This is a genomic window from Enterobacter cloacae complex sp. SHL009, assembly GCF_049237205.1.
GTDB lineage: Bacteria > Pseudomonadota > Gammaproteobacteria > Enterobacterales > Enterobacteriaceae > Enterobacter > Enterobacter cloacae_M.
Map to the genome: position 1 here is coordinate 375,462 of NZ_JBMKIW010000001.1, position 17,507 is coordinate 392,968.

Genomic DNA, 17,507 nt, shown 5'->3' on the forward strand with positions numbered 1-17,507 from the left:
CCCAGGCGTCAAATCGAAATCTTTTTAACTCCCGCAATACGCGCAGTCGCTGTTTGACCATCCGCACCGTACAGTCCGGTTTCTTTATGCGGTTTCAATACCTCAAGCGCCTGCTGATTACGCTCAATCTGACCTTCCAGTAGCCAGCCGTTGTGCTGGTTAAGGTCGCGCAGGTGCTGGGTTTTTTCGGTAATGGTTTGCCAGCGCTCAATAATATCGTCATTGGCGCTACGCTTAGGATCCTGCTCAGCGCGGCGCTGCTGCTCCAGATAATCCAGCGTCGCCAGTAGCGAACTCTTATCTTCAGTAATACGCTGCAGCGCGCTGCCGTTGATGTGACCGGAAGAGAGATGCTGCTGTTCAGCGTCCATTACCGTTTTCAGGTCGTTAAGAACAACCGTCATTTGATCCAGTATTTCTGACAGTCGACTCATACGGTTAGTTACTCTGTAAGAAACTCTGTGCTTCCTGAATCAGGGCATCAGCAATCTTGCTGGTGTCCATTTTCAGCTCACCGTTACGAATAGCCGTTTTCAGCGCTTCAACACGTTCCATATTGATATCGTTGCTGCCTGGCTGCATCAGTTTTGCCTGCGCGTCGCTCAGGGTCACGCTGGTGCTGTTGGATGTTGACGGTTTTTCCAGACGCGTTTTCTGCGCAGGAGCGTCATTCGTTTCGCGAGGTTGTACAGCGCTTACCGGCTTCAGGGCTGATGTACGATCAATGCTCATAGTGTTGTCCTCATCGAGGGTTCGCGGCGTTTGCGCCTGACATCATCATTAGTGGAATATTTATCGGCACGCGCCGCGAAATCTTTAAAAAGATTATAGGTTAATCAGAATATTCCCATCAGAATCGACGGTTCCGCTCACCACCTGGCCTGAGGACATTCTGACGCGGGCGTTTTGCGCCACCGCGGCATTGTTTAACGCTTTCCCTTCACTGTTGATGCTAAAGCCATCTCCGTTGGCCACCACCATCACCTGTTGACCCGCTTTTACCCGCCACGACTGACGCAGCATGGAGAGCTGTATCGGCTGGCCAGGGGCGACATCACGCAGGCTGACGGCGTCCTGTGCCTGGTTCATTTCCAGCATGGTACGTGGAGGCAGCTGATCCAGACGGCCGCGCTTTAACGTCACGCTGTTCGTCTGCAGCACGCTGCCGCGCGCAATGGGTACGGCGGCGACAACATAATTGCCCGTCGCCTGAACTGCAACCTGTAAATAGCGTTTTTCGTTCGCGCAGCGTGCCAGCACGTTCACATTTCCCCACAGCCGGGTGGTTCCCGTCACGCTGAATGACGGTTGGTCACAGGTCGGGTACAGATTCGGTGGGGTGCGCACGGTAACGTTAACCTCATCGCTAAAGCCCGCCAGCTTTTCAGCAAAAAAAGCCGTCAGCCGATCCTGTAAGCCTTCAGCCTGCACCAGAGGGCTAAACAGCAAGAAAGTTGCCACCAGGCCACGTTTTAACGTTTGCATCGCAAGTTCCACCGTTTCCAGAGTTGAATGAATTCTACCTGCAGTGGTTTTGCATCAACGCAATAAATAGCGACGCATTTTGCGCTTATTCCGTCGATAGGAGAGACCGGGTGAGATTTAAGCTGTGAACTGAAATTTTGCCATCAGCGGAGGAGACATGCTCGATAAACTCGACGCCGCGTTACGTTTTCAGCAGGAAGCGCTCAATTTACGCGCCCAGCGGCAGGAGATTTTAGCCGCCAACATTGCTAACGCCGATACCCCAGGGTTTCAGGCGCGCGATATTGATTTTTCCAGTGAACTCAAAAAGGTGATGGAGCGTGGACGTGCCGAAGGAACGGGTGTTGCACTTGCCATGACATCCTCTCGCCATATTCCTGCTCAGGCGATGACCGCGCCAGCGACCGATTTACTTTACCGCATTCCCGATCAGCCCTCACTCGACGGTAACACCGTGGATATGGACCGGGAGCGTACGCAGTTTGCCGATAACAGTCTGAAATACCAGACGGGCTTAACCGTACTCGGCGGACAAATCAAAGGCATGATGAACGTCCTGCAGGGGGGGAACTGATAGATGGCCTTGTTGAATATTTTTGATATTGCCGGTTCGGCGTTAACCGCGCAGTCCAAACGCCTGAACGTGGCTGCCAGTAACCTGGCGAACGCCGACAGCGTAACCGGACCAGACGGCCAGCCTTATCGTGCCAAACAGGTTGTCTTTCAGGTCGATGCTGCGCCGGGCGCGGCGACGGGCGGCGTGAAGGTGTCTGATGTGGTAGAGAGCCAGGCGCCGGACAGGCTGGTGTATGAGCCGGGTAACCCGCTCGCGGATGCCAGCGGATACGTGAAAATGCCAAACGTGGATGTGGTGGGTGAGATGGTGAACTCCATGTCGGCTTCTCGCAGCTACCAGGCCAACGTTGAAGTGCTTAATACCGTGAAGAGCATGATGCTCAAAACGCTCACTCTCGGCCAGTAAAGGAGACATGCATGTCCATCGCCGTAAATGTGAATGATCCTACGAACTCGGGTGTTAATAACACGAAGAGTACGACGGGTTCTAACTCCCTCACCGGGAGCAATGCCTCCGATCTTCAGGGCAGCTTTCTGACACTGCTGGTGGCGCAGCTTAAGAACCAGGATCCCACCAACCCAATGCAGAACAACGAACTGACCACGCAGCTTGCGCAGATCAGCACCGTTAGCGGCATTGAGAAACTCAACACCACCCTCGGCTCCGTCTCCGGGCAGATTAACAGCGCCCAGTCTCTGCAGGCGGCAAGCCTGATTGGCCACGGGGTGATGATCCCTGGAACCACGATTCTGGCGGGCACCAGCACCACCGAAGGCAACACCACAACGACCACCACGCCGTTTGGCGTTGAGTTGCAGCAGGCGGCGGAGAAAGTTACCGCCACCATTACCGACAGCAACGGCACGGTCGTGCGCACTATTGATATCGGCGAGCTGAAGGCGGGCGTTCACACCTTTACGTGGGATGGCAGCCTGACCGACGGCACTAAAGCACCAAACGGTTCTTACAAAGTAGCGATCAGCGCCAGCAACGGGACAACCCAGCTGGTGGCGCAGCCGCTGCAGTTCGCGCTGGTCCAGGGCGTGATTAAAGGAAGCGACGGCAACAAACTGGATTTGGGAACCTCTGGTTCCACCACACTCGACGAAGTTCGGCAGATTATCTAAGCCTTAACACTTATCAGGAGTAAGTCATGGCCTTTTCTCAAGCGGTCAGCGGCCTGAATGCTGCGGCCACCAACCTGGACGTCATTGGCAACAACATCGCCAACTCCGCGACCTATGGTTTTAAATCCGGTTCTGCTTCATTTGCGGACATGTTTGCCGGTTCCAAAGTCGGCCTGGGCGTGAAAGTTGCGGGCATCACTCAGGACTTTACCGACGGCACCACCACCAACACCGGTCGTGGTCTGGACGTTGCGATCAGCCAGAACGGCTTCTTCCGTATGGTCGATTCCAACGGTTCTGTGTTCTACAGCCGTAACGGCCAGTTCAAGCTGGACGAAAACCGTACGCTGGTTAACATGCAGGGCATGCAGCTGACGGGCTACCCGGCAGCCGGAACGCCTCCAACCGTTCAGACCGGTGCGAACCCTCAGGCGATTACTATCCCGAACACCCTGATGGCGGCGAAATCAACCACCACCGCGACGCAGCAGATCAACCTGAACTCAACCGATCCTGTTCAAACTGCCCCGTTCGATGCGACCAACCCGGACACCTACAACAAAAAAGGGACCGTGACCGTATTCGACAGCCAGGGTAACGCCCACAACATGTACGTCTACTACGTGAAGACGGCCAACAATAAATGGGATCTTTACACTCAGGACGGCAGCGTTGCGGGTTCAACAGCGGCAAAAGCGGCGCAGATGAACTTTGATGCGAACGGTAACCTGGCGGGTGTCTACAACTACGACGCTGCGGGTGTACTGAGCGCAACGCCAAACGCCACGCCGGCCATTAACATCACCACGGGTTCTGTCAGCGGTGCGACGGCGGCGACCTTCTCCCTGAGCTTCCAGAACTCCATGCAGCAGAACACCGGTGCAAACAGCGTTGTGGCAACCAATCAGAACGGCTACAAGCCTGGCGACCTGGTGAGCTACCAGATCAACGACGATGGCACCGTGGTGGGAAGCTACTCTAACGAACAGTCTCAGGTTCTGGGGCAGATCGTGCTGGCAAACTTCGCCAACAACGAAGGCCTGAAATCGGAAGGCGACAACGTCTGGTCTGCCACACAGTCCTCCGGCGTGGCGCTGCTGGGTACCGCAGGCACCGGTAACTTCGGCAAGCTGACCAACGGCGCGCTGGAGGCTTCCAACGTGGATATGAGTAAAGAACTGGTGAACATGATCGTCGCGCAGCGTAACTATCAGTCGAACGCGCAGACCATCAAAACCCAGGACCAGATCCTCAACACGCTGGTTAACCTGCGTTAAGCGGCTAACAGGAAAGCGCAATGGATCACGCAATATATACCGCGATGGGCGCGGCAAGTCAGACGCTCAATCAGCAGGCCGTTACCGCCAGCAACCTGGCAAACGCCTCTACGCCGGGCTTTCGCGCTCAGCTTAATGCGCTGCGCGCGGTACCGGTAGAAGGGCTTTCCCTGCCGACCCGTACGCTGGTGACGGCATCAACCCCTGGCGCCGATATGACGCCAGGGCAGATGGACTACACCTCGCGCCCGCTGGACGTTGCCCTGCAGCAGGACGGCTGGCTGGCGGTGCAAACGGCCGACGGCAGCGAAGGCTATACCCGTAACGGCAATATCCAGGTGAGCGCGACGGGCCAGCTGACGATTCAGGGTCATCCGGTGATGGGGGAAGCGGGTCCGCTGACCGTGCCGGAAGGCTCTGAGCTGACTATCGCCGCGGACGGCACCATTTCGGCGCTGAACCCGGGCGATCCGGCCAACACCGTTGCACCCGTCGGACGTCTGAAGCTGGTTAAAGCGGAAGGCAAAGAGGTGCAGCGCGGCGACGACGGCATGTTTCGTCTGACCCAGGCGGCGCAGGCGACGCGTGGTGCCACATTACAGGCCGATCCGAGCATCCGCGTGATGTCCGGCGTTCTGGAAGGCAGTAACGTCAAGCCGGTAGCCGCCATGAGCGACATGATTGCCAGCGCCCGTCGTTTCGAAATGCAGATGAAGATCATCAGCAGCGTGGATGAAAACGCGGGCAAAGCTAACCAACTTCTGGCTATGAGTTAACAGGACTCCTTATGATCAGTTCTTTATGGATCGCGAAAACTGGCCTGGACGCCCAGCAAACCAATATGGACGTGATTGCCAACAACCTGGCAAACGTGAGCACCAATGGTTTCAAGCGTCAGCGTGCCGTTTTCGAAGATTTGCTTTATCAAACCATCCGTCAGCCGGGCGCGCAGTCTTCTGAACAGACGACGCTGCCGTCGGGCCTGCAGATTGGTACCGGCGTTCGCCCGGTGGCTACCGAGCGTCTGCACAGCCAGGGCAACCTGTCTCAGACCAACAACAGCAAGGACGTGGCAATCAAAGGCCAGGGCTTCTTCCAGGTGCAGCTGCCTGACGGGACCTCTGCCTATACCCGCGACGGTTCGTTCCAGGTCGATCAGAACGGCCAGCTGGTGACGGCGGGCGGTTTCCAGGTTCAGCCTGCGATTACCATCCCGGCGAACGCCCTGAGCATCACCATCGGACGCGACGGTGTGGTCAGCGTGACCCAGCAGGGACAGGCCGCGCCGGTTCAGGTTGGGCAGCTCAACCTGACCACCTTCATGAACGATACCGGTCTGGAAAGCATTGGTGAGAACCTCTACACCGAAACGCAATCCTCCGGTACGCCGAATGAGAGCACTCCGGGCCTGAACGGTGCGGGTCTGCTGTACCAGGGGTATGTTGAAACGTCCAACGTGAACGTGGCGGAAGAGCTGGTGAATATGATCCAGGTCCAGCGCGCGTATGAAATTAACAGTAAAGCAGTGTCGACGACCGACCAGATGCTGCAGAAACTGACGCAACTCTAAGGTGTAGCCCGGTGCGGTAAACGCCGCACCGGCTCCCTGTTTTCGAAGATGAAGGCAATGCAAAAAAACGCGGCGTTTCGTTATCCGATACTGACTGTTCTGGCTGTCACCCTCAGCGGGTGTGCTTTGATCCCGTCTAAACCATTGGTCCAGGGTGCGACGACTGCCCAACCCGTTCCCGGCCCTGCGCCAGTGGTCAACGGCTCCATTTTCCAGACCGCGCAGCCGATTAATTACGGCTATCAGCCGCTGTTTGAAGATCGCCGCCCGCGTAACGTCGGCGATACATTGACCATTGTGCTGCAGGAAAACGTCAGCGCGAGCAAGAGCTCGTCGGCGAACGCCAGCCGCGATGGCAAAACGAATTTTGGCTTCGATACCGTCCCGCGCTACCTGCAGGGACTGTTCGGCAACGCGCGAGCAGATGTCGAGGCCTCTGGCGGCAATACCTTTAACGGTAAAGGTGGCGCGAACGCCAGCAACACCTTCAGCGGTACGCTGACGGTCACGGTTGACCAGGTTCTGGTTAACGGCAACTTGCACGTTGTGGGTGAAAAACAGATCGCCATCAACCAGGGCACTGAATTCATTCGCTTCTCGGGCGTGGTTAACCCTCGCACCATCAGCGGCACCAACACCGTTCCGTCTACCCAGGTGGCGGATGCGCGCATTGAGTACGTCGGTAACGGCTATATCAATGAAGCCCAAAATATGGGTTGGCTGCAGCGCTTCTTCCTTAATTTATCGCCGATGTAAGCGAGGTGACCCATGTTTAAATCGATCTTCGCCGTGGCGCTCGCGCTGGTGACAACATTTGCCCAGGCTGACCGTATTCGCGATCTCACCAGCGTTCAGGGTGTGCGTGAAAACTCCCTGATTGGCTACGGCCTGGTGGTTGGTCTGGATGGTACCGGTGACCAGACGACCCAGACGCCGTTCACCACCCAAAGCCTGAACAACATGCTTTCCCAACTCGGTATTACCGTGCCGGCGGGAACCAACATGCAGCTGAAAAACGTGGCCGCGGTAATGGTCACCGCGTCCTACCCGGCGTTTGCGCGTCAGGGGCAGACCATTGATGTGGTGGTCTCCTCAATGGGTAACGCCAAAAGCCTGCGCGGCGGTACGCTGCTGATGACCCCGCTGAAAGGTGTTGATAGCCAGGTGTATGCGCTGGCGCAGGGGAACATCCTGGTTGGCGGTGCGGGGGCATCCGCAGGCGGAAGCAGCGTGCAGGTGAACCAGCTGAACGGTGGACGTATCACCAACGGTGCAATCATTGAGCGCGAACTGCCGACCCAGTTTGGCGCGGGCAACACCATCAACCTGCAGCTTAATAATGAAGACTTCACGATGGCGCAGCAAATTGCCGATACCATCAACCGCAGCCGCGGCTACGGTAACGCAACGGCACTCGATGCGCGCACCGTGCAGATCCGCACCTCCACCGGCAGCAGCAACCAGGTGCGCATGCTGGCTGATATTCAGAATATGGAAGTTAACGTTCCGGTCCAGGATGCGAAAGTGATCATCAACTCCCGTACCGGCTCGGTGGTGATGAACCGGGAAGTGTCGCTGGACAGCTGTGCCGTGGCGCAGGGTAACCTCTCCGTGACGGTTAACCGCTCCGCGAACGTGAGCCAGCCGAACACGCCATTTGGCGGCGGTCAGACGGTGGTAACACCGCAAACGCAGATTGATATGCGCCAGAGCGGCGGGTCGCTGCAGAGCGTTCGCTCCAGCGCCAACCTGAATAGCGTGGTGCGTGCCCTGAATGCCCTGGGCGCAACGCCGATGGATCTGATGTCCATCCTGCAATCCATGCAAAGCGCGGGCTGCCTGCGCGCCAAACTGGAAATCATCTAATGCTGACCGATAGCAAACTGTTGACCAGTGCAGCCTGGGACGCCCAGTCGCTCAACGAACTGAAAACCAAAGCAGGCAAAGACCCGGCGGCGAACATCCGCCCGGTCGCCCGCCAGGTGGAAGGGATGTTTGTACAGATGATGCTGAAAAGCATGCGCGAAACCCTGCCGAAAGACGGGATGTTCAGCAGTGATTCAACGCGTCTCTACACCAGCATGTATGACCAGCAGATTGCGCAGCAGATGACCGCCGGTAAAGGCCTCGGTCTGGCTGACATGATTGTGAAACAGACCGAAGCCGCGCAGGGCATTCAGCCTCAGGAACAGACGCAGCAGGTGCCGATGAAGTTCGACCTGGAAACGGTGACCAGTTATCAGAACCAGGCTCTGACGCAAATGGTGCGTAAAGCGATGCCAAAAGCCACTGGCAGCGGCGATGAGCCGCTCTCCGGTGACAGCAAAGACTTCCTGGCGCAGCTTTCTCTGCCCGCGCGTCTCGCCAGCGAACAGAGCGGCGTGCCGCATCACCTGATTCTGGCGCAGGCCGCGCTGGAGTCGGGCTGGGGTCAGCGTCAGATCCGCAAGGAAAACGGCGATCCGAGCTTCAACATCTTCGGCGTAAAGGCCACCTCCAGCTGGAAGGGGCCAACAACGGAGATCACGACCACCGAATACGAGAACGGTGCGGCGGTGAAGGTCAAAGCAAAATTCCGCGTCTACAGCTCCTATCTGGAAGCATTGTCCGACTACGTTGGCCTGCTGAGCCGAAATCCGCGTTATACCGCCGTTACGCAGGCGGCGACGGCGGAGCAGGGCGCTCAGGCCTTACAAAACGCGGGCTACGCGACTGACCCGAACTATGCACGCAAGCTCACCAGCATGATCCAGCAGCTGAAATCCATGGGCGAGAAGGTCAGCAAAGCCTATAGCACAGATATTGAAAATCTGTTCTGAAAGTTCTCAAGTCCCGGTGGAGGTTGCCGATAACCTTCATCAGGACTCGTGTCTGAACGTATAAAAGGAACCCCCATGTCCAGTTTGATTAACAGCGCCATGAGTGGCCTCAGTGCCGCGCAGTCGGCACTCAATACCGTCAGTAATAATATTTCAAGCTATAACGTGGCAGGTTACACCCGCCAGACCACGGTGCTGGGCGCATCTAACAGCACGCTGACCGGCGGTGGCTGGGTGGGTAACGGGGTTTATGTCTCCGGTGTCCAGCGTGAGTATGACGCCTTCATCACCAACCAGCTGCGCGCCGCGCAGACGCAGAGCAGCGGTCTGACGACGCGCTATCAGCAGATGTCAAAAATTGACGATGTGCTCTCCGATACCACCAACTCGCTCTCCACCACCCTGCAGGATTTCTTCAAAAGCCTGCAAACCCTGGTGAGCAACGCGGAAGACCCGGCTGCACGTCAGACGGTGCTGGGTAAAGCGAGTGGTCTGGTCAATCAGTTTAAAACCAACGATCAGTATCTCCGTGACCAGGACGCGCAGGTTAATACCGCCATCTCAAGCAGCGTGTCTCAGATCAACAACTACGCGGCACAGATTGCGAATCTGAACGATCAGATCTCCCGTCTGACCGGCGTTGGCGCGGGCGCGTCACCTAACGATCTTCTGGACCAGCGCGATCAGCTCGTGACTGAACTGAACAAAATCGTGGGCGTGGAAGTCTCCGTGCAGGATAGCGGCACGTTTAATATCTCTCTCGGTAACGGTTACAGCCTGGTACAGGGCAGCAAAGCCAGCCAGCTGGCGGCCGTGAAGTCCAGCGCCGATCCGGCTCGTACCACTATCGCCTACGTCGATGACGTGGCGGGCAATATTGAGATCCCGGAGAAATTTATCACCACCGGTTCTTTAGGCGGTTTACTGACCTTCCGCACGGAAGATTTGGATAAAGCCCGTAACAGCCTGAACCAGATGGCGCTGGCCTTTGCCGACGCGATGAACACGCAGCATGAAGCCGGTTTTGATGCGAACGGTGATGCGGGCGGTAAGCTGTTCAACTTTGGTTCTCCGGCGGTTCTGTCCAACAGCAAGAACGGCGGTTCGGCCGTTGTTACGGCGTCTGTGGCGGACAGCAAACAGGTCCAGGCGACAGACTATAAGCTGCAGTTTAACGGCACTGACTGGACGGTCACCCGCTCGTCAGACAAAACCAGCTTTACGATGAGCCCGGATGCCAGCGGCAATCTGTCTTTTGATGGCCTTAACGTCAACGTGAGCGGTACGGCAAACACCAAAGACAGCTTTACCGTGAAGCCTGTTTCCAACGTCATCATGAACATGGAACTCGCGATCGGCGACGAGTCCAAGCTGGCGATGGCATCGGTGCAGAACGGCGGCGAGAGTGATAACCGTAATGGCCAAAAACTGCTCGATCTGCAAAACGGCAAAGTGGTGGGTGGAAACAAAACCTTCAACGATGCGTATGCCTCTCTGGTCAGTACCGTCGGTAGCTCAACGGCGTCACTGAAGGTGAGCAGCCAGACGAAAGCCAACGTGGAGACGCAGTTAATCAAGCAGCAGCAGACCATCTCTGGGGTAAACCTCGACGAAGAGTATGGCAATTTGCAGCGTTATCAGCAGTATTACCTGGCCAATGCCCAGGTTCTACAAACTGCCAGTACGCTCTTCGATGCAATTATCAACATTCGTTAAGGTTGAGGTGAACAATGCGTATTAGCACCCAGATGATGTACGAGCAGAACATGCGTGGGATCACCGATTCCCAGAGCAGATGGCTGAGCTACGGTGAGCAGATGTCCACCGGCAAGCGCGTCAATCGTCCTTCGGACGATCCTATCGCCGCGTCGCAGGCCATCGTGCTGTCACAGTCTCAGTCGCAAAACAGCCAGTTCGCGCTCGCGCGTACCTTTGCAACGCAGAAGGTCTCGCTGGAAGATAACGTGTTAACCCAGGTCAACACCGCAATCTCAAGCGTGCGCGAGAAGTTAGTTTACGCGTCGAACGGCACATTAAGCGATGACGACCGTCTTTCTCTGGCGACCGATATCCAGGGGATCCGCGATCAGCTGATGAACCTGGCCAACACGACGGATGGCAATGGTCGCTTTATCTTCGCGGGATACAAAACCGAGAGCGCACCGTTTGATGCCGTGACCGGGGATTATAACGGCGGCGCAGAGGCCATCTCGCAGCAGGTTGATACGGCGCGAAATATGACCATTAGCCATACCGGCCAGCAAATTTTCGAAAGCATTACCAGTAATGCGGAACAGCTGCCGGGCGGTGGATATGGCCAGACCAACATGTTCAAAATTCTGGACTCTGCTATTGCCTCGCTGAAGATACCGATTGAGAACGATCCGGCTGCCGCAACGGCGCAAAGCCAGGTGATTGCCAATGCGCAAATCGGCATCAAAAACTCCCAGAACAATATCCTGACGGTCGTTGCGGATGTGGGAACCAAGATGAACGAGCTGGAAAAACTCGATACGCTGGGCGATGACCGCGCGCTGGGTCAGACCAAGCAGATGAGTGACCTGGTTGATGTTGACTGGAACGAAGCGATTTCCTCTTACACCATGCAGCAGGCGGCCCTGCAGGCGTCTTATAAAGCGTTTAGCGATATGCAGGGCATGTCTCTGTTCCAGCTGAACAAATAACATCTTGACCTCTTGGAACATGTCTTGAAACTGGGCATGTTTTACTGCCCAATCCGTCTGGATTGGGCATTTTTTTTATGCAACTTCTGCTGATGCGGAGGTGACTCGTGCGCTTTCTATCAGACGGATTGCCAGCGCAATGACGCCACAGACCGTCGCCAGCGCGACCACGCCCGTCCAGCCGGCCAGCGAGTAAATATTGCTGCCTAACGCGGAACCCAGCGCCATCCCGATAAAGACCACCGTAAAGAGCAGGGCGTTGAGACGGCCCCGCGCCTGCGGTTCAAGGCTATATACCAGGTTCTGGTGAGCGACCAGGCTGGACTGCAGACCCAGGTCGAACCCAACGGCGGAGATGGCGATCAGAATCAGCTGTCCTTGAACGCCCAGCGCGGGCATCAGGAACATCAGGGCGAATGATACGGTCACAAGAACGGCACCAAGCTGCGTGACTTTTCCTGCGCCCAGTTTATCTGCCAGACCCCCTGCCAGCGGGGCAGCTAACGCACCGGCGGCACCTGCAATACCAAAACCACCCGCTACGGCACTCCCCAGGTGATAGCGTTCCAGCAGCATGACCGCAAGCGTAGACCAGAAGGCGCTAAAGGCAATCGACAGAAAACCCTGAGCCAGCGCCGCACGGCGCAGCGCCGGATAGCGACGCCAGAGATGTTCCATTGAGCGCATCAGCGCGGGGTAGCTCAGCGTGGAGTGAATGGCAAAACGGGGAAGCACAAACCACATCATCACCCCGATGAACGCAATGCTCGCCGCCGCCAGCTGGTACATGACGCGCCAGCCAAACGCTTCGCCCACCACGCCGCTCACGGTTCTGGATAATAAGATACCCATCAGCAGCCCGGTCATTACCGTGCCCACGGTTTTCCCCTGTTTACCTTCCGGCGCAAGGATGGCTGCGGCAGGGACGATATCCTGTGCCATGGTGGCGGCCATGCCGATGAGCAGGCTTACCAGCAGCAGAGAGTGGATCTGCCCGGTCAGGCTACAGCCGAGAAGAAACAGCGCCAGCGCCGCACTCTTTATCAGGATTAACGTCCTGCGGTCGTGGCGATCGCCTAGCGGCAGCAGGAACAGGATCCCCAGGGCATATCCCGCCTGGGTGAGCGTCGGGACCAGGCCCATTCCTTCGATACTCAGATGAAGGTCTGCGCCCATCAGCGGCAGCAGAGGCTGGGCATAATAGATAGATGCCACGCTGAAACCTGCACCGATCGCCAGCATTAAGATTACCCAGCGGCTCACGGCATGGGCGGCGGTTGTTGTGTTCATAAGATGTTCCTCATTCGTCGTGTGAGGCTATTTTTTATCAGTACGCCTTGCGACGGTAGCGGGCCCGGTGGTAAAACGCTTATACGCTGAACGTATAAGTGAAAATGCGATGAAAAGAGCTGAGCGTATAGACAGGGTGGAGTTAATGCGGACGTTTGTTCGTATCGTTGAGGCGGGCTCCCTCTCAGCGGCGGCGCGGCAGCTGGCCACTACCCAGGCCACGGTAAGCAGACGGTTACAGTCGCTTGAGACCATGCTGGGCGTGCGCCTGATTTTGCGCACCACCCACACGACGCGGCTGACGGATGACGGCGAGCGCTGCTATCAGCACGCCCGTCGGGTGATTGACAGCTGGCTGGCGCTGGAAGATGAGGTGGGGCAGACGGAAGATGAGCCGGTAGGCGTGCTGCGGGTGCGCGCTCCCCACGCGTTTGGTCAGGACCAGCTTCTGAAACCCGTAACCGAGTTTTTGCAACGCTATCCGCAGCTTTCGATTGAGTGGATGCTCAACGATCGGTCGGCGGACTTCCTCGGCGACAACCTGGACTGTGCGATTCGGGTGGGCGTGGAAGTCGATCCGGCGACCGTGTCCGTGCTGCTGGCCGAAGTGCCGCGCTCGGTGGTGGCTTCACCGGCGCTGCTGGCCCGTTTTCCGACGGTCAACACGCCGGAGGATTTGCAGCAGTTTCCCTGGATAGCGATCAGCTCTTTCTACCAGCGCCATGTGGAGCTTTTTCACGATGCATCACCCGCCACCGCGCGAGTGGCGATTACCCCGCGCCTCAGCACCGATAGTCTGTATGTCGCACGCAATACGGCGCTCACCGGCCTTGGCGTGGCGGTGGTATCCAGCTGGACGGTACAGGATGATATTCGGGAAGGGCGGCTGGTGCATTTGCTGCCAGACTGGCAGCCAGCGGCGTTACCGGTGCATCTTGTTTACCCCTGGTCCCGCTATTATCCGGCACGCTTGCGGCGTTTTCTGGAGTTGATGCGGCAGGTCATGCCTGAGGTGACCGGAATGAGAAAGCCCGTACAGCAGCCATAAAAAAAGCCGACCCGAAGGTCGGCTTTTTACTTTCAGCGTCGTTATTCGACAGACTGCGGACGCGTCGCCGGTGCAGTCGCCTGATGCGTTGCACTGTGGCCGCCTGCAGCGCCTTTACCGTCGAAGCTGAATGCCGGGCGTACCCAGTCACTGTGACGCGGGGCTTCAGGCACGTAATCCGGTGCCGGGGCGCGCGTCATTGGTGCTGTCGCCACGTGGGCTGCGGCTGGTGCAGAAACAACCGGCTCAGGTTTCACCTCAGGCGCTTTCGCTTCTTCGACAACCGGTTCAACCTGAATCTCAACGTCCTGAACAACTTCTTCAGCGGTGGTTTCAATCAGGGTTTCGGCGGTGTTTTCCACTGCGGCTACAGGTTCAGCCTCTTCAGCGACTTCCTCAGCCACCACGGCATCTTCTTCGGCGATAAGCTGCGGTGCGGCATCAACCGGCGCGGCAATCACTTCTGGATGGGTGGTTTCTACTTCCACTGCGTGAGGGGCTTCAGCTTCAACAAGCTCAGGTTCAACAACCTCAGGTTCAACCACGGTTGCCGCTTCAGTCACGACAGCTTCTACCGCGGCTGCTGGTGCAATTACCTCTTCGGTTACAGGCTGTTCTTCAACAACCTGCTCCGGACGAGCAACCGGGTAACGGATCCAGACTTTGCCGGACGCCATTTCTGGCGAAGCACAGGCAATAGTCAGCGGCATTGGCGACTGAGTCGGGTAACGCTCGTCACGATAGCGACGACGGCGCTGGCCGCTGACGCGCAGATGACGTGGAGAACGGCGTGAACGGCGCGGCATACCGGCGTTATCGCGGTTTTCACCGTTATCATCCTGCTCAACGTTGTTTTCAACGACCGCTGGCAGGTCAACTTTCGCCAGCTGCGTGCTGGTTGTGCTCTCGCTGGTTTCAACCGCGATAGCGCCAGACTCTTCGGTTGCTTCAGAGGCGAAGCGAACTTTCTGAGAAAGCTGGCGCTGCTTACGACGTGGCATTACCTGAGTACGTTCTTCCTGCTCGCCGTCCTGCTGTTCAACAGGCTCTTCGCGGTTCAGGTTTTTGACTTCCTGCTGTGCCTGACGCTTCTCGTCGTTACGGCGACGGTTGCGTTCACGGCGCGGCTGCTGGTCGTCACGCTGTTTGCTCTTCTCAGACTCATCGCCCGCCTGCTGGCGAATTTCACGATCTTCAACATTCTGCTGCTGTTTCTCGCGACGGTTGCGACGGTTGTCTTCGCGTTGCTCACGGCCTTCGTTATTCTCAGAGCGGTTGTCACGGTTGTCACGACGCTCGCTGCGGTCATTGCGATCGCTGCGGTCGTTACGATCGCGGCGGTTGTTCTGACGCTTGCGACGGTCCTGCTGACGCTCTGGCTTGGCTGCTTTTGGCTCTTCTTTCGGCTGCTCTGGCTGAACTTCTTCTTCAGCAAACATCTTCTTCAGCGCGCCGAAGAAGCGGCTCAGCAGACCCGGCTGTGCCGGCTGGGCTTTCGCTACCGCTGCTTCTGGTTTCTGCGCTGCAGGTTTGGCAGCAGGTTTTTCCAGAGCTGCTTCCGGTGGTGCTTCAGGCATGATGAAGGTCGCTAACGCAGGCTGCTCTGGCAGTTTGCGCTCGGCTGGCTCTTCATCGGAAGGCAGGGACATCTCTTCTTCATGCAGCTTCGGCAGCAGGTAGCTGAGGGTGGTCGTCTCTTCGCCCTTACGCACGCGCAGCACGTGATAGTGTGGGGTCTGCATCTGGTCGTTTGGCACGATGATGCAGCGAACGCCACCCTGACGCGCTTCAATCGCACTTACCGCTGCACGTTTTTCGTTAAGCAGGTAAGAGGCAACTGGCACCGGCACAATGGCGTGAACCTCTTTGGTGTTCTCTTTTAGCGCTTCTTCTTCAATCAGACGCAGAATGGAGAGGGACAGCGATTCGTTATCACGCACGGTACCGGTGCCGGAGCAGCGCGGACAAACGTGATGGCTGGACTCGCCGAGAGACGGGCTCAGACGCTGACGGGACATCTCCAGCAGGCCAAAGCGTGAGATATGGCTAATCTGGATACGCGCCCTGTCCTGACGCACCGCTTCGCGCAGACGGTTTTCAACCGCACGCTGGTGGCGAACAGGGGTCATGTCGATGAAGTCGATAACAATCAGACCACCCAGGTCGCGCAGGCGGAGCTGGCGGGCGATTTCATCAGCGGCTTCGAGGTTAGTGTTGTAAGCGGTCTCTTCGATATCGCCACCGCGCGTTGCACGCGCGGAGTTGATGTCGATAGCGGTCAGCGCTTCAGTGGTATCGATAACGATAGAACCGCCGGATGGCAGACGCACTTCACGCTGGAAAGCGGACTCAATCTGGGATTCGATCTGATAGTGGCTGAACAGCGGGATCTCGCCGGTGTACAGTTTAATTTTGCTGGTGAAATCCGGACGACCCAGCGCGGCGATGTGCTGGCGCGCCAGCTCAAGCACTTTCGGATTATCGATCAGAATCTCACCGATGTCCTGACGCAGGTAATCACGGAAGGCACGCACAATAACGTTGCTTTCCTGGTGGATCAGGAACGGAGCAGGGCGGCTTTCGGCTGCTTTCTGAATGGCTTCCCAGTGCTTCAGACGGAAGCTCAGGTCCCACTGCAGCGCTTCGGCTGATTTGCCAACGCCTGCGGTACGCACGATAAGCCCCATGCCGTCAGGCAGTTCGAGGCTTGCCAGCGCTTCTTTCAGCTCGGTACGGTCATCACCTTCGATACGGCGAGAGATGCCACCCGCACGCGGGTTGTTAGGCATCAGAACCAGATAGCTCCCTGCGAGGCTGATAAAGGTGGTCAGCGCGGCACCTTTGTTGCCACGCTCTTCTTTATCAATCTGAACGATAACTTCCTGACCTTCACGCAGAACATCTTTGATGTTTGGGCGGCCATGGGCGTTGTAGTTTGCGGGGAAATATTCGCGGGCGATTTCTTTCAGAGGGAGGAAACCATGACGCTCAGCACCGTAATCGACAAATGCAGCTTCAAGGCTTGGTTCAATGCGGGTGATTTTACCTTTGTAAATGTTCGCTTTTTTCTGTTCGTGTCCAGGACTTTCGATATCCAGATCGTACAGGCGCTGCCCATCCACAAGGGCGACACGCAACTCTTCTTGCTGAGTTGCGTTGATTAACATTCTTTTCATCGTAACTTACTCGTTATTCTTACATTGACGACAAAGCTGCGGGCAAGGTGACGCTTTCCGGGGTATGAACCGATGGCCTCGTGTCTGTTCACGTCGCCAACCTCACGGTTGTCGCTCGCTTAAGAGGCGCAGAGTGTCGGTTGCCTGTATTTCATACGGAAACACAGCGCAATTATCAGGGGAATTGCCTGGGTAGAACTCTCCAGAGAACAATCCTTATACCGGGAAGTACTGCAACCCGCAGCCCGCTAACTGCCTGAAAGATCAATACGTCTTACGCCATTGCTGCGTGGATGATCGGTCAGACAAAATTGGTCATTCCGTCAACATCCTTACTTAACCAGGATTTAACACGGAAAACAGCCTCATTATTCCACTGCTCGCCGGGTTATAGCAAGATGACTTTTACCAATTATCACCCGGTTACTCACAGTTTCTTCACTTCAGAATGGCG

General features: G+C 56.8%; 17 protein-coding genes. 12 read left to right on the forward strand and 5 right to left on the reverse strand.

Annotated features, from left to right (window positions below; all coding sequences use genetic code 11):
- Nucleotides 1-8 precede the first annotated feature (8 nt).
- The 3 genes from flgN to flgA form a co-directional block, all read right to left on the reverse strand.
- Entirely contained in the window at nt 9-434 is a 426-nt protein-coding gene (gene flgN / locus ACOTZC_RS01780; protein WP_008500818.1) for a flagella biosynthesis chaperone FlgN, read from the reverse strand.
- 4 nt (nt 435-438) lie between these two features.
- The gene (flgM, locus tag ACOTZC_RS01785) at nt 439-732 is read right to left on the reverse strand and encodes a flagellar biosynthesis anti-sigma factor FlgM (RefSeq protein ID WP_023311133.1); all 294 of its coding nucleotides are present in this window, start codon (nt 730-732) and stop codon (nt 439-441) included.
- 93 nt (nt 733-825) lie between these two features.
- Nucleotides 826-1,485, reverse strand: a complete 660-nt coding sequence (gene flgA, locus ACOTZC_RS01790; protein ID WP_023311134.1) for a flagellar basal body P-ring formation chaperone FlgA — start codon at nt 1,483-1,485, stop codon at nt 826-828.
- Nucleotides 1,486-1,642: 157 nt separating this feature from the next.
- On the opposite strand from flgA, the gene flgB reads away from it, so the two are divergent.
- The 11 genes from flgB (at nt 1,643) to flgL (ending at nt 11,539) form a co-directional block, all read left to right on the forward strand.
- On the forward strand, nt 1,643-2,059 hold the full coding sequence (gene flgB / locus ACOTZC_RS01795; RefSeq protein WP_023311135.1) for a flagellar basal body rod protein FlgB: 417 nt from the start codon (nt 1,643-1,645) through the stop codon (nt 2,057-2,059).
- A gap of 3 nt (nt 2,060-2,062) precedes the next feature.
- Nucleotides 2,063-2,467 carry a flagellar basal body rod protein FlgC gene (gene flgC / locus ACOTZC_RS01800; protein WP_008500814.1) on the forward strand — a complete coding sequence of 135 codons (405 nt, stop codon included), beginning with the start codon at nt 2,063-2,065 and terminating at the stop codon, nt 2,465-2,467.
- An 11-nt stretch (nt 2,468-2,478) separates the two neighbouring features.
- Nucleotides 2,479-3,189: a flagellar hook assembly protein FlgD gene (flgD, locus tag ACOTZC_RS01805; RefSeq protein WP_045401867.1), complete on the forward strand. Its 711-nt coding sequence runs from the start codon at nt 2,479-2,481 to the stop codon at nt 3,187-3,189.
- 26 nt (nt 3,190-3,215) lie between these two features.
- Nucleotides 3,216-4,466 (forward strand): flagellar hook protein FlgE, encoded by a 1,251-nt coding sequence (flgE, locus tag ACOTZC_RS01810; protein ID WP_023311137.1) that lies wholly within the window; start codon nt 3,216-3,218, stop codon nt 4,464-4,466.
- Between the two features lie 20 nt (nt 4,467-4,486).
- Nucleotides 4,487-5,242 carry a flagellar basal body rod protein FlgF gene (locus tag ACOTZC_RS01815; protein WP_023311138.1) on the forward strand — a complete coding sequence of 252 codons (756 nt, stop codon included), beginning with the start codon at nt 4,487-4,489 and terminating at the stop codon, nt 5,240-5,242.
- An 11-nt stretch (nt 5,243-5,253) separates the two neighbouring features.
- Complete coding sequence (flgG, locus tag ACOTZC_RS01820) at nt 5,254-6,036, forward strand: flagellar basal-body rod protein FlgG (protein ID WP_008500810.1); 783 nt, start codon at nt 5,254-5,256, stop codon at nt 6,034-6,036.
- Between the two features lie 57 nt (nt 6,037-6,093).
- A complete protein-coding gene (gene flgH / locus ACOTZC_RS01825) occupies nt 6,094-6,792 on the forward strand; it encodes a flagellar basal body L-ring protein FlgH (RefSeq protein WP_023311139.1) in 699 nt (232 codons plus the stop codon).
- Nucleotides 6,793-6,804: 12 nt separating this feature from the next.
- Nucleotides 6,805-7,902, forward strand: a complete 1,098-nt coding sequence (locus ACOTZC_RS01830; protein ID WP_023311140.1) for a flagellar basal body P-ring protein FlgI — start codon at nt 6,805-6,807, stop codon at nt 7,900-7,902.
- Nucleotides 7,902-8,855, forward strand: a complete 954-nt coding sequence (gene flgJ / locus ACOTZC_RS01835; RefSeq protein WP_023311141.1) for a flagellar assembly peptidoglycan hydrolase FlgJ — start codon at nt 7,902-7,904, stop codon at nt 8,853-8,855. Before ACOTZC_RS01830 ends, flgJ begins: the two co-directional genes overlap by 1 nt.
- A 75-nt stretch (nt 8,856-8,930) precedes the next feature.
- On the forward strand, nt 8,931-10,571 hold the full coding sequence (gene flgK / locus ACOTZC_RS01840) for a flagellar hook-associated protein FlgK (RefSeq protein ID WP_047174444.1): 1,641 nt from the start codon (nt 8,931-8,933) through the stop codon (nt 10,569-10,571).
- Nucleotides 10,572-10,585: 14 nt separating this feature from the next.
- Nucleotides 10,586-11,539 carry a flagellar hook-associated protein FlgL gene (flgL, locus tag ACOTZC_RS01845; protein ID WP_045401873.1) on the forward strand — a complete coding sequence of 318 codons (954 nt, stop codon included), beginning with the start codon at nt 10,586-10,588 and terminating at the stop codon, nt 11,537-11,539.
- 75 nt (nt 11,540-11,614) lie between these two features.
- Here the strand turns inward: flgL and ACOTZC_RS01850 are convergent, their stop codons facing one another.
- Nucleotides 11,615-12,829, reverse strand: a complete 1,215-nt coding sequence (locus ACOTZC_RS01850; protein WP_045620258.1) for an MFS transporter — start codon at nt 12,827-12,829, stop codon at nt 11,615-11,617.
- 145 nt (nt 12,830-12,974) lie between these two features.
- Between ACOTZC_RS01850 and ACOTZC_RS01855 the strand changes: the two genes are divergently transcribed.
- Complete coding sequence (locus ACOTZC_RS01855) at nt 12,975-13,877, forward strand: LysR family transcriptional regulator (RefSeq protein ID WP_023311145.1); 903 nt, start codon at nt 12,975-12,977, stop codon at nt 13,875-13,877.
- Nucleotides 13,878-13,918: 41 nt separating this feature from the next.
- Here the strand turns inward: ACOTZC_RS01855 and rne are convergent, their stop codons facing one another.
- Nucleotides 13,919-17,053: a ribonuclease E gene (gene rne, locus ACOTZC_RS01860; protein ID WP_248161224.1), complete on the reverse strand. Its 3,135-nt coding sequence runs from the start codon at nt 17,051-17,053 to the stop codon at nt 13,919-13,921.
- Nucleotides 17,054-17,507: the final 454 nt, after the last annotated feature.